Annotated in this window: 10 protein-coding genes; 5 read left to right on the forward strand and 5 right to left on the reverse strand. The window is 63.1% G+C overall.

Annotated elements, in window-relative coordinates:
- Window positions 1-2: 2 nt before the first annotated feature.
- From AB2385_RS05975 to AB2385_RS05990, 4 genes are all read right to left on the reverse strand, one after another.
- The gene (locus AB2385_RS05975; RefSeq protein ID WP_367654035.1) at window positions 3-1,013 is read right to left on the reverse strand and encodes a hypothetical protein; all 1,011 of its coding nucleotides are present in this window, start codon (window positions 1,011-1,013) and stop codon (window positions 3-5) included.
- 14 nt (window positions 1,014-1,027) lie between these two features.
- Window positions 1,028-1,993 carry a hypothetical protein gene (locus AB2385_RS05980; protein ID WP_367654036.1) on the reverse strand — a complete coding sequence of 322 codons (966 nt, stop codon included), beginning with the start codon at window positions 1,991-1,993 and terminating at the stop codon, window positions 1,028-1,030.
- A 24-nt stretch (window positions 1,994-2,017) separates the two neighbouring features.
- Window positions 2,018-2,359 carry a hypothetical protein gene (locus AB2385_RS05985; RefSeq protein ID WP_367654037.1) on the reverse strand — a complete coding sequence of 114 codons (342 nt, stop codon included), beginning with the start codon at window positions 2,357-2,359 and terminating at the stop codon, window positions 2,018-2,020.
- A gap of 124 nt (window positions 2,360-2,483) precedes the next feature.
- Entirely contained in the window at window positions 2,484-2,765 is a 282-nt protein-coding gene (locus tag AB2385_RS05990) for a hypothetical protein (RefSeq protein WP_367654038.1), read from the reverse strand.
- A 184-nt stretch (window positions 2,766-2,949) separates the two neighbouring features.
- On the opposite strand from AB2385_RS05990, the gene AB2385_RS05995 reads away from it, so the two are divergent.
- The 5 genes from AB2385_RS05995 to AB2385_RS06015 all read left to right on the forward strand — a co-directional run bounded on the left by AB2385_RS05995 (window position 2,950) and on the right by AB2385_RS06015 (window position 10,787).
- Window positions 2,950-5,211 carry an S-layer homology domain-containing protein gene (locus AB2385_RS05995; protein ID WP_367654039.1) on the forward strand — a complete coding sequence of 754 codons (2,262 nt, stop codon included), beginning with the start codon at window positions 2,950-2,952 and terminating at the stop codon, window positions 5,209-5,211.
- Window positions 5,212-5,588: 377 nt separating this feature from the next.
- Window positions 5,589-5,903: a hypothetical protein gene (locus AB2385_RS06000; protein ID WP_367654040.1), complete on the forward strand. Its 315-nt coding sequence runs from the start codon at window positions 5,589-5,591 to the stop codon at window positions 5,901-5,903.
- Between the two features lie 104 nt (window positions 5,904-6,007).
- On the forward strand, window positions 6,008-7,705 hold the full coding sequence (locus AB2385_RS06005) for a C39 family peptidase (protein WP_367654041.1): 1,698 nt from the start codon (window positions 6,008-6,010) through the stop codon (window positions 7,703-7,705).
- Between the two features lie 21 nt (window positions 7,706-7,726).
- The gene (locus AB2385_RS06010) at window positions 7,727-9,106 is read left to right on the forward strand and encodes a hypothetical protein (protein WP_367654042.1); all 1,380 of its coding nucleotides are present in this window, start codon (window positions 7,727-7,729) and stop codon (window positions 9,104-9,106) included.
- A 568-nt stretch (window positions 9,107-9,674) separates the two neighbouring features.
- Window positions 9,675-10,787, forward strand: coding sequence for a hypothetical protein (locus AB2385_RS06015; protein ID WP_367654043.1), 1,113 nt, complete (start codon window positions 9,675-9,677; stop codon window positions 10,785-10,787).
- 586 nt (window positions 10,788-11,373) lie between these two features.
- Here the strand turns inward: AB2385_RS06015 and AB2385_RS06020 are convergent.
- Window positions 11,374-11,996 (reverse strand): type IV secretory system conjugative DNA transfer family protein (locus tag AB2385_RS06020; protein ID WP_367654044.1); only part of this gene is annotated, 623 nt, incomplete at its 5' end.

Here is an 11,996-nt window from a genome sequence, read left to right on the forward strand (position 1 = left end):
CATCAGCCCTCCATCAGGGTCGTAACGCTGGGCGGCGCAACGGGCGGCCGCTCGAAGGAAGCCTGGTCGGGATGGCCCCACACGTAGAGCAGGCCGAAGAGCTCCTGGTCGTCGAGCACCCGCGCGGACAGGTCGCCCTGCTTGAGCCGGGTGGCGAGGTCGTGAGCGCGCTGCAGCACCTCGGCCGCGGCGTTGGGGCCGGGCGACTGGGCGAGCAGAATGTAGAAGCGGCGCTCCTGCAGTTCGCCGCCCGCGACCAGGCCCGAGACATACTGCGTGTACATGCGCAGCAGGTGCTCCCGGTTGCGGTCGACCTCCCGCAACCGGTTGCGCAGCATCTGCACGTACCCGTCCAGGTCAATGGGGCGCGGCAGCGAGAGAATCTGCGCCGGCTGCTGCAGCGAGTTGATCGCCTCGTGCAGCACGGCCAGCAGGCGCTCCTGTTCCCGGGGGCTGCGCAGCTGCAGGTTGACGGGCTCGACCTGGATCACCGCGACGAGGCGGCCGTCGCGGCGGTGGATGAGGTCGTCGGCCACGTCCACCACCGGCAGCCACTCCTGCACCGTTTTGGGCAGCGTGGATTTCGGCAGCTTCTTTTTGCGCCCCAGCTTTCGCCGGGGCATCTGCGGCCGGGCGGGCACGGCCGGCTGCGGAGCGGCGTTCGGGGAGATGACGGCGGGCAACTGGGACGGCTCCGCGTCGCCCACCCGCTCCGCCGCCGAACCTGCGCCCAGCCGGAAGAGCATGCGCTGGGGCGTACGATTGAACGCCCGTTGCCTGAGGAGAATGGCGAGGATGCTGTTCTGTTCCCCTTGGACCAGGAAAAAGCTGAGCGCGCCGAACGCGATGCTGCAGTAGATCGCATAGCTGCCCGGGTAGAAGTAGGCGGCGGCCTGAGCGATCAGGTACCCGATACCAGCACCGGCCAGGGCGAATCCGACCTCCATGAGCCCCACGCCGGGCAGGAGCTCTATCCGGGTCGTGGGCTGCCGCGGAATATGGAACTGACCCATGGCGTTGCTCCTCCTCACCACGGCATGCGAATCAGCTGTGAAGCCAGCATCTGCCCCTGCTGGTTACCAAAGGCATAATGGCGGAGCGCTCGCGGTCCCTGCGTTCCGATGGCAATGAGGGCGAGAATGGCCACCATGGTCCTCCAGGCAACGCCAGACTTGCTCAAGTTTGACAAGTCGATAGTCTCGTACATCATGATGAGAACGACCATTGTGGCAACCTGGTTGAACGAGACGACCAGCACCTCCCGCAGCCACAAGGCGAGGGCGCCGTCCCGCCACGGCTCGTCCGTTGACATGGCTGAGAGACAGACCACAGGCCCCACCAGCCATGCGAACACCAGTTCCATCTCACGTAAAGCCTGTTGAACGAAAAAGGTGAGGATCCCCATCGTGACGGTGAGGGCAACAGTCATGCGGAAGATGGATTCCCCTGGGTTGGAGCTGCTGCCACCGGAATGAGCGTCCACCCAGTGCTGCTTGAACTTCTTCAGCCAGTTGCCCATGTTCGGATACCACTGAGAGAGCGGCCTGTAGATTTCATCGCGCTGAGGGTGTCGCGATACCTTCCTTACTTCTTCTTTAATGCGATTGCCCAGCGCACCCGAAATGCCATGGTGACCGTAGGCGAATCCGTAGGTTGTGATGGTCATAATCACGACGGTGACCACCAGACGCCGGAAAATGACCATCGGCGAGACCGTCAGTTCGCCTGTCTCCCTGGCCAGGTAGGTACGCACGCCGTCGGCGGCGAGCCGGAACAGCAGCACGGCCCATGAGAAAAACAGCACTCGCTTGTATAACTCCCAAAGCCAGTTGTACCTGTATGGGTAGAAATCGCTGGGAGACGAAAACTGGCCAAATGCGTAATTATCGTTAAAGTTATCTATGTTGTCTACCACGTAAGATATGAAACTGCCTCCTAGTGACTGAATCCATTCCGTAATGGATTCGGTAATCGTTCGAACGAGCTCTTCCATGGCCACACTCCGCGCTGTACGAAACTAGGGAACTGGGTTTTCATGAACCGGGTGAGGACACACGAGCACGGTGTCCCAGATATACCCATGACAGGGCACCCACGCGCTGTCCGAGCCGATTCCGATCGTGCTCACCACCCAGTGCAGCAAGGGGCCACTGGCCATGAGAATGGCAGCGAACACCACCGTGTTACGGATGCTGCGCGTGTGCTGCGCGGCTGTGTACTCGTCCTCCGCTCGCATGCGCATAAGAAGGTGGTACACTACCACGACCGCCGCAACCGCCGGCACGATCGTTAAGGAAAGTGTGCGGAGCACTCTGAACAGCCCGTATTTCTCCAGGTCGCTCAAGAACTCCGACCACACGGCACGTTCACTCCCGCGACGTAACTCGGCGCCCCAACCAAAAGGCGGGAGCAGGCCACGCCCAGCCTCCCGCCCTGCGCAGTAGGCGGCCGCTGCCGACGCACCGGGCAGCGGCCGGCTCCGCCTAGAAGTCCGACGGTAGGATGTAGGTCCCCAGGAGCCAGTTCACCAGGAGCAGCGCAGAGAAACCGAGGGCCGCGCTGATGGCAATGGTGCGGATTGCCCGGGTGTGCTGGGCAGCTGCCTGCTCATCCTGGGCAGCCGACTTCATGATGAAGTGATACGCCATCATCAGACCAGCTACGAGGGGGATCAGGACGGTAAGCCACTTACCCAGATCCCTGACAAGCTCCTCGATTTTCAGTATCTCTTGAATTGAGGGTCCCGAGCTTCCTGATGCCAGCATCTTGGGTGTACTCCCTCCCCGAAGGCTTGTATTATTACGATATACCCGACTTGATGTTGGAGTCAAGATAGCTAGAATTTTTCGCTTTGCCCGGTCTCCTCCGATAATAGGGCTTCTATACGCATTCGCTACAGTTTATAATGGCTGTACTACACGCAACTTTGTCAAAGGAGGTACGTTCGTCGTGCTCTCTCTGCACCGCTCTCGGCAAGCGGTCAGTCGCATCCTCGGCCTGCTGCTCGGCCTGCTCCTGCTCCTGCAGTCAGCACCGGCAGCGGCCTTCGACGGGCTCCGCTGGACATGGATCGATCCCCTGCCCACCGGTGCCGGCCTCTTCGCCGTCACCTACGGCAACGGTCTCTTCGTGGCCGTGGGGGAAGCCGAAACCATCCTCACGTCGACTGACGGCCGCAACTGGACCGTGCGCAGCACCAACTACAGCGCCAACACCTTCGACGTCGTCGACGTCATCTGGGGCGGCGGCCAGTTCGTGGCCCTGGGGCGCGTAATCGGCAACGCAGAGCATCCGGAATACGGCATGGGCCCCGCAGAGTTGTTCATGCCCATCACCTCTCCCGATGGGATCACCTGGACTGTGCACCGCGATCAGGCGGGCTTTGCCGTGTTCCCTACCGCTATCTTTGAGACCCTGCACAGAACCTGGGGCAAGCTGGGGTATGACGGCACGCAGTACGTGTTGCGGGTGTGGCGAGCCGTGCGAATCGGGGGCGACTACGACTTTTACGTGTCGGCCGACGGCGTGCACTGGCGTCCGGCCCCGAACTACAGACCCGAAGACTTCCCCGGCTACCACCCCACCGCCCCTGGCGAAGTGCTGCGGGGGAACGGCATGTGGGTTAGCATCGGCGAGAGCGCCAGCCTCAACCGCCCCATGGGCATCTGGACCTCCGAGGATGGCGTCGATTGGACCTACCGGGTTCCGATCCCGGCCCTCGTGGACATCACCTTCGGTAACGGCCTGTTTGTGGGAGTCGGCACAGGGGGCGCAAGCGATCGCCACGGGTTCATCATCACTTCCACCGATGGCCTCAACTGGAAGACGGAGGGCTCCGCGTTCAGTCGGACGGGTGAGACGGCCTACCGGGCAGCCGCCCACGGCAACGGAGTCACGGTCGTGGGGGGTGACCAGAAGGTTGTCGTGCTCGACGCCGCCTTGCGCCCCACCGTTGTTCCGTTGGCAGAGACTGTAATGGACGTGGCGTTCGTCAAGGGGCAGTTCGTCCTCGCCGCCCAGGACAGAGATTGCAAGATTGCCAGGATTTACACCTCTCAGGATGGGCTGAACTGGACCGTCCGCCACGAGTTCCAGCAGGAGTGTGTGAGCAGGATCCTGCAAGCCGGCGATGAAGTCGCGGTGTGGTCAACGAACTCGCTCCATTTCTCGCACGACCTGGTGCAGTGGGAGTCCCGTCCACACGGACTCCGACAAGGCCTCCTCCTAAGGGATCTGACCTGGGGCAATGGCCAGTTCGTGCTGATCGACCGGTGGAACGCCTCCGGGCCGATCGCCTTCTCCACCGACGGCACGAACTGGACGCCCCACAACCCGCATTACGAAGATAGCTTCCACTTCATTACTTACGCGAACGGACTGTTCGTCATAAGCGGCGAAGAACACATCTACACTTCTCGAGACGGTCTCTACTGGACGCGCCACCCTGGCGAACTGGGCGGGTACATCCGCAACTTGTACTACCTCGACGGTCAGTACGTCGGCGTGGGCGGACGCAGCCTCTTCTTCTCCGCAGATGGGCAGCACTGGCGCATCGAACGCGCACTTGGCCAGCCTCAACTGTACGACGTGGTCTCCACCGGCACCCACTGGATCCTCGTCGGCGACAACCGCATCCTCGCCGCCGAGATTCCCTCCTGCCGGCCCTACTTCACTGACATCCCCTCCAGCCATCCCAGCTGCAAGGCTGTGGAAACCCTTTACCGCTACGGCGTCATCTCCGGCTACGGCGACGGCTCCTTCCGCCCCGACAACCGCGTCACCCGCGCCGAAATCGCCAAGATGGTGACCGTCGCTCTCCGGGAACAGCCCAACCCGCTGGGTAAGGTCACCTTCCGGGACGTCTCCAACCACTGGGCCTACGCCCAGGGCTACCTGCAGACGGCGGTGGAGATGGGCATCATCTCCGGCTACAACGCCCAGACCTTCGGCCCCAACGACCCGCTCACCCGGGCACAGCTCATCAAGATTGCCGCCGCTGCGCTGGGGTTGAAGGAGTCCACCGGCTCCACCTCCTACACCGGCGTACCTTCCTGGGCGACGGGCTGGGTGGCGGCGGCGGAGCAGGCTGGACTGATCGGCTCTCGGGCGCCGCACCCGATCTGGACCGGTGGCAACCTGAACGGCGACGCCCCGGTCACCCGGGCCGAGGCCGCCACTGTGTTGGCGAACCTGCTGGCGCTGAAGAAGTAGCGGAAGATCCCGGACTGCCTCACGGTGGTCCGGGATCCTTTTTTGTGCGCGGGGCACTGGCGAATGTGATCACAACGGAGCATGCTGGTGCCATGACCGCACTGTTTAACTGCCTATTGCCTCAAGGCAGATCTTATGCGCATATTTGAACACAGTGTATAATGCATGTGGGGGAAGGAAGAAGGGTTCGGCATCCGCCCCGTCCACGGGGGAGAACCTCGGTGTCATTGGCTGGCCAATTACCACCGGTCAAGTTACCAACCGGGTGCCGAGAGCCCCTTCGTCGGTTAGTTTTTATCTTCTCTCTCTTCTCACTGTCTTCATGCGTCTGTATAATCTGTTGTTGTAAGAACGTTTCTCCAAGGAGGGTTCCCCCCATGGAGCGCGCCTCCGCCCTCAACCTCTCACGTGGCCGTGCAGCCGCCACCGGCCGTGAGTTCGGTCCCGCCGAGATGATGCAGGCGATCAACCAGCTGCTCACCAACACGGTCGCCCTCGGCGTCCTCGCCGGGCTCGGCGCCTTGCAGCAAGGTCTCAGCAAGGTGGAACGTCAGATTCCTGCTGCACAGGCCATCGCCCTGGCCAAGGGCGTAGTGGCCTCCATCTTCACCAAGCAGAACCGCATCGAAAAGGAGGGCGTCGAGAACACCTACAGCCCCCCGTTGTCGATGCGCTGCAACAATCCGGGCTGAATACCCCGGCCGGCCGAACCGTCGTCGAAACCAACGCGCTGGTCTCCAACCAGCCCTTTGACCAGATCGCCCTCGACTGGGCCAAGCCCCCCGAGGTCTTGCTGGTGGAGAAGAAGGTCGAGCAGATCCTCGCCCTCGCCGAGGCCGGCCGCTTCGACGTGCTCGACCCCCAGTTCCGGGACGACCCCGCCTTCATTCCCTACACCGACCTCTGGCAGAAGGTGAACCCGGAGGTCCGGGCGCAGGTGATGAGCATCCAGAACCAGTGGGCCGAGCTCGCCCGGTACTGGGGTGCGGTCATGGACGGCGAGCGCCCCGCCGGTCTGCCTCCCCAGGACCCCTGGGGAATCGGCGAGCTGGCGAAGAACAGGCTTGCAGACGTCACCGCCCACGAACTCGCCCAGATGAAGGCCGAACTCGAGTCGGGCGCCGCCACCAAAGAGTCAATGGCGGCCTTCCTCCAGCGGCTGGATCAGCGCCAGGAGTTTCTGGGCAAGGAGAAGATCCACGAACTCATCGCCCAGGTCTTCGGCGAAAAGGGGGACGAGCTGAAGGGTTGGCTCGACTTCCGGGAGCAGTTCGTGCAGGGCAAGGCCATCTACTGGCACATGAGGATCGAGAAGGGTCAGGATGCGGCCGAGTCCTGGGACAGGGGGTTCTACCAGTCCCTGCGGGAGAAGCGTGACCAGGGGCTGCATGGGGAGTACGCACCCCTGGTGGCGGCGATTCAGGCCGAGGCAGAGGCGCTGCACAACGCATACCAGCGCCTGGCCAACGCCAAGGACGGCTGGTGGCAGGCGTATTTCAAGGGCGAGTCGACCGAGAAGTTCGTGGCGGAGGGCCAGGCAGCGCGGGAAGAACTGGGCCGGCTGGATCCCCAGGGCGCCCACTGGTGGAACGCGGACCGGGCCTGGGCATCCGACCAGCGGAACTGGGCCATCGTCGAGCGGGTGAAGCAGGCCCACATCAACTACTGGGAGGCCCTTGAGCGCGGGGATGCCGCCGGGCTGGAGCAGGCGAAGGCACGGCTCAAGGAACTGGAGAGCTACGGCATCTTGCCCGGCGCCGAGCCCATTCGAAGGATCAGGGAGAAGTACGAACCCAGGATCGAAGCGGTCTACCTGAACAACCTGTCAGTCATGGCCAGTTCGGGTTCGCTGGCCGTGATGGAGCGCAGCGCAAGCTGGAACGACATGATCGAGCGCGAGTTAGGTGCCGAGTGGGCGGGCCGTATGATCCTCGAAACGCCCGGCCGTGATCGGGGTAAGGGTACGATTGAACTGGACGTGCCGCTGCTCAAGCAAGCTGATTCTTCATGGAACGACGTCAAACTCGGCGGGGGGACTGTGGGCAGTCAGGGCTGCACTGTCACCTCCATCGCCATGGTTATGCAGTTCTACAGGCCTGATCTGACAGTGGACGGGGAGTTCATGCACAACCTAGTCAGTAATGTGACACAACAGGGTATCGTCTACTGGTACAAGGCAGATGAGCACCTAGAGGGATACGGGCTGCAACTGCAACATCAGTTCATTGACGGCTGGGATGAGAAAGACATCTTGAAGGAAATACTGCAACACCTTGAGCAAGGGAATCCCGTAATTCTCGGCGTAGAGTCTCCCCCGCACTGGGTCGTGGTCACGGGCTACAACGGAACGGATAGGGAAAACCTCACGCTAGCCGACTTCCTCATCAACGATCCGGGCGGAAACCGGCGTACTCTGGAGGACTTGAGAACCGACGACCTCTACAAGAACTCCGAATATGATGGCCTTGCTGTCATCACTCGCCGCTCCAGGTAGACAGGAGAGGACCCCAGACCGATGCGAAAGTACGTTGTCTGTATGACAGTCCTGGTACTGGCAACCAGCCTGGGTTGTCAACCCGTCAAGATCCACCCCGACGAGCAGACCCAGACCGTTGTGGCCGGCGGCCCTCGCCCCGGGACGCCGGCTGGCCCGCCGACCGCGTCGCAACCGATAGACCAGTCCCCGGCCAATGGCGCACCCGCCGAAGCCCTCACCCCGGCCGAGGCCGCCGAGAGAGTCTGGCGGGCGCTCGAGCTTTGGGGATTTGAACCCGACACAACGGGAGCGCCCACCTGGGCCGGCATCGACCGTGCTGGTCGGCTCGTCCTCGGTGCGGAACCATATTGGGACATTCTGACCCACAATCGGAAGTTCGTCCCGATGATGTTCCGCACCAACCCGCAGGTGGAGCGAATCCTGGTCTGGACCACCGAGTACTACGGCACCCGTCCGCAGAGACCCGAGGGCTCCTTCTCCGTGATTGAACGCGCCACCTATGAAACCTGGCCCGAAAGTGAAGAAGTCCCGTTTCCCATGGCAGAATGGGGCAACCGGGTAGACCGCCACGCCGAGCGCCATGGAAGCCTCACCGGTGTTCAACTGGAAGACGTGATGGCGCTCAGCGACCGCTGGGTCCGGTCCATAGTCGGTGATCGCCTCGCCGAGTTGCGCTTCGTCCCCTTGGATACCCCCGACGCGGACTTTCCGAAGACAGTGTCCTTGTACATTACGGTAGACAACCCGGGGGCGTCCAGGCAGGGCCGTCTAGTTGAAGCTGCCCTCCTCTCCGGGCTACCGTTGCTTACGTGGGGTGTGTATCCGGTAGAGGTGAGTTACCCTGCGGCCCAGGATGCCAAGACGATTCACCTGACAGAGATCGGAATCCTCAACTGGTATACATACGCTCAGGGAGACATCGAATACCTGGAAGGATGGCTGGAAGTTGACGGAGTCGTAGACACGACGAAGCGACCTGACGGCTACCTCCGGAGTTCTCCGCCATACACCATCGACGACCTGACCCGACTGATACAGGCCCGTCCCCACCTGGAGGCTCTCCTCCCTGAAGGGGCCGAACTGATCGTGGGCCGGAGCCGAATCGGATCAGGGGACGGTGTGGCTGTGATCGAAGCCACGGTACCTGCCGACTGGTCTCCAGAACAACGTTGGACTGTCTACGGCGAAGTTGTGGACAAGCTATTCGCGCAGAACTTGAACCTGGCGTACATCTATCTCATCCTCTACCACGGCAGCGAGGTCGAGGTCATCAGGGTCTGGAAGAGCCACTGGTCCGTTCGCTCCTTCCTCACCGAGGCGAGCGGTGAGGCGCTGGAGCCCCTCACGCTGCCGCTCATGGCCCAGTGGTACGACCGCTACACCATCGTTGATCGGTGACACAACGATGCTGCGCTCGGGTCGCCGGCGGCGGTCCGAGCGCTTTTTCACGCGATACCCACTCAACCAGTGAGGAACCCCGCATAGACCGCGGATACGCGCTCCGCCACACCCGGAGCCGTGCGTCGCCTCATTGCTCTTCCCGTACAGACTCAACTATGCAGGTAACCTGCCGAATCGCTCCCGCAGCGCTGTTGTACACGTGAAGGACGCCAGACACACTCTGCGTCGCGTGTTGGCGGATGATCGAAAGCTGGTTGGCCGAGCCCAGGTAGAACAGTTCAAGGAGGCAACCGAAATGCGCAGTCCACTGCGGCGCGTTCTCATGGCCACTCTGCTCAGCATTACACTTACCGCCTGCGCCTCACACCTTCCCGAAGTGCCAATTCCGCCGGCAACCCCGCCCGCTGAGAGCACCATCATCCCTGAACCCATCGAAGCCACGCCAGAACCCGACCCGTCCGGGCCGGCTCTCAGCCAGGATCCACCCGACAAAGTTGCTCCGGACACAAACGCCGAGAACCCACCGGCCACCGTACCGCCGGAGTAACTGTACACGGAGGAACCGGTGCCCGAACTGGCGGCGCCGCCGGACCTGCTCCTCATCCTGCAAGATCCCTGGACAAGCCGCTGGGAAGTGCGACACGAAGAGGTGTACGGATGCTACCTGGAGAGCGGTGAGCTCGTACCCCTCAGCAGCGGGGCCGGCCGCACCATCGGCCGCTTGGAACTCTCCCCCAACGGCGAATGGTTTTCCTACTTCTGGCGTGGCGGCGATCCCGTGTGGGGGAAGGAAGAAGGGTTCTGCATCCGCTCCGTTCTCGGGGGAGAACCTCGCTGTTACTGGCTGGCAGGTTATGACTGGTCGAGCTACCGACCGGGTGCCGAGGAATGGTTCATTCGCGACATGCGGAGTGGCCAGAACTGGCTATCCGTGCCCGCCAGCCCGACAGCGCCCGAACAAGCTCCGAAACCCCACCCCTACCTGGACACGCTGTGGGACCTGCGCTTCAGCCCGGACGGCCGGTGGGCCTGGTATTCCGGTGGCGGTCTCTGGGTGGTTGACCTCGCGGCCACCAACCCTATCCCCCGGAAGGTCATCGATAAGCACGCGTCCGACGCCGCCTGGCTCGAAGGCGAAAGGTTGGTCGCGGCCGTGGGGGATGATATGCGGAAGTACAGGCTCTACGTGGTTAGCCTATCCACTGGCGAAGTTACCGATCTGGGGCGGCCGCCAGACGAGAACGTGATCCTCGAGGGACCGCTGCCGGACCCCACCTCCCGCTTTGTGCGGGTGAAGCACGGCCTGCAGTTGGCAGCTGACAGGGTCTACATCGGCGACGCCATCTATGACCTGGAGGCAGGCGAGTGGACAGCGAACTTCCCCGACTCCGACACCACGAAGCGGCACAACCGGGCACTGTGGACCGGGGATGGCTCCACCCTCCTCCTTGTCGAGAAGGAGAAGAAGGCCTACTTCTATGACCCGGCCACCGGCATCCGTATCGGCGAACGAGATTTGCCCGAGAGAGGCCGTCACAACTTCTCACCCGACTTGCGCTGGTCAATGGCAGTCACTGACGGCACTTGGGAGTTGGTCAACCTGGACACCGGCGAGATTCGGTCGCTCGACTTCGGAGACCGGCAACTGGTCTCTGCTCACTGGGTACGCCAGCAGTAACGGCCAACGCCGCCGGGCAGGCGCTGTACGGTCGACACATCTGGACCCCGGACTGCTCACCACAGTCCGGGGTCTCCGCGTAACCCGACGGGCCAGTTGTGAGGCAGGCAGGTCCCAGGCCTCCCGCGTGCCGAGGCATTCTGCGATTCGCGCCACCTGCCGGCTCAACCACTCATCCCATGCGAGTTCATCGAGGGGTGCGGCCTCCGCGGGCTTGCAGGTCCCGCCTGCGCCCGCACCCGACTCCTCTTCCTCCGCAGGCGTCTCGGCGGCCGCCTCGGTGCCATCCTCTGGCCGGCCGCTTTCTGCAGCCTCACCGTACGGCGGTTCCGGCTGCGGTGGGGCGGCGGGCGGCGCCGGGGCGCCGGGGGCCGGCCCGGCAGGCTCCCCGGGTCCGGCCGTACACCCCAGCAGCAGAATGCTCAACAGACGTAGGGCGACAACCCGCTTTACAGCGCGCATACCTTTCCGCTCTCCCTGTCAACGCTGCCGCAGACAGGCCATGGGATCTGCTCTCACCTGGTTACTGGCTCACCCGGGTACCACTGCCCCTCCCCGGCAGCCACCCCGGGGTACATCCCTCGTGCTAGCCTGACAGCGGCAGCCACGGCACCGGATCCTGGCCGTCCTGGCGCACCGGCGGCGGATCGCCCGGGCGGAAGCGCGCCGGCCATTCCGTGATATCGGCCAGCCGGAGGTGTGCCGGGTGCTGGCCGGCCTGCATGACCAGAACGTGGCCCTGCTGCCACCGCAGCACCTCGTCCGGGGTGAGCAGGGCACGGCCCGAGAGCTGTTCACTGATGCCGCCGCTGGTCTCATACTGCCGGAACGAGGCGTTGCCCGTGGCCGTGCGAATCGTGTACTGCCCCAGCTTTCGCGAGATCTCCTCGGCCGTCTTGTGGTCGTTGGTCCGCAGGAAGAGCCAGGTGTCGCAGTTGGCGCTGATCACGTCCGCCGTCTCCTTGCCGTAGCGGGCCTCCAGCTGCTGCAGGGCCTGCAGGATAATCATCGCGGCCATGCCCCGGCCCCGCATGACGGAAATCATCTTATCGAAGTCCTTGAACTTCCCGATGTTCGCAAACTCGTCGAGCACCCAGAACACCGGCACAGGGATCCGGCCGCCGGGCGACAGGTTGGCCAGCCGGGTCAGGGCGCTGGGTCTTCGCCAGGTTTCGTGCAACACTCGACGGTTCCATTGAAGACAATGGC

It is taken from the genome of Symbiobacterium sp., from assembly GCF_040797425.1.
In the GTDB taxonomy this organism is placed as follows: domain Bacteria; phylum Bacillota; class Sulfobacillia; order Symbiobacteriales; family Symbiobacteriaceae; genus Symbiobacterium.

Excerpts from the sequence above, each read along its gene's own strand:
- AB2385_RS06010 (WP_367654042.1), top strand. The coding sequence starts at position 7,727 with ATGCGAAAGTACGTTGTCTGTATGACAGTCCTGGTACTGGCAACCAGC.
- AB2385_RS06000 (WP_367654040.1), top strand. The coding sequence starts at position 5,589 with ATGGAGCGCGCCTCCGCCCTCAACCTCTCACGTGGCCGTGCAGCCGCC.
- AB2385_RS05980 (WP_367654036.1), bottom strand. The coding sequence starts at position 1,993 with ATGGAAGAGCTCGTTCGAACGATTACCGAATCCATTACGGAATGGATT.
- AB2385_RS05975 (WP_367654035.1), bottom strand. The coding sequence starts at position 1,013 with ATGGGTCAGTTCCATATTCCGCGGCAGCCCACGACCCGGATAGAGCTC.
- AB2385_RS05990 (WP_367654038.1), bottom strand. The coding sequence starts at position 2,765 with ATGCTGGCATCAGGAAGCTCGGGACCCTCAATTCAAGAGATACTGAAA.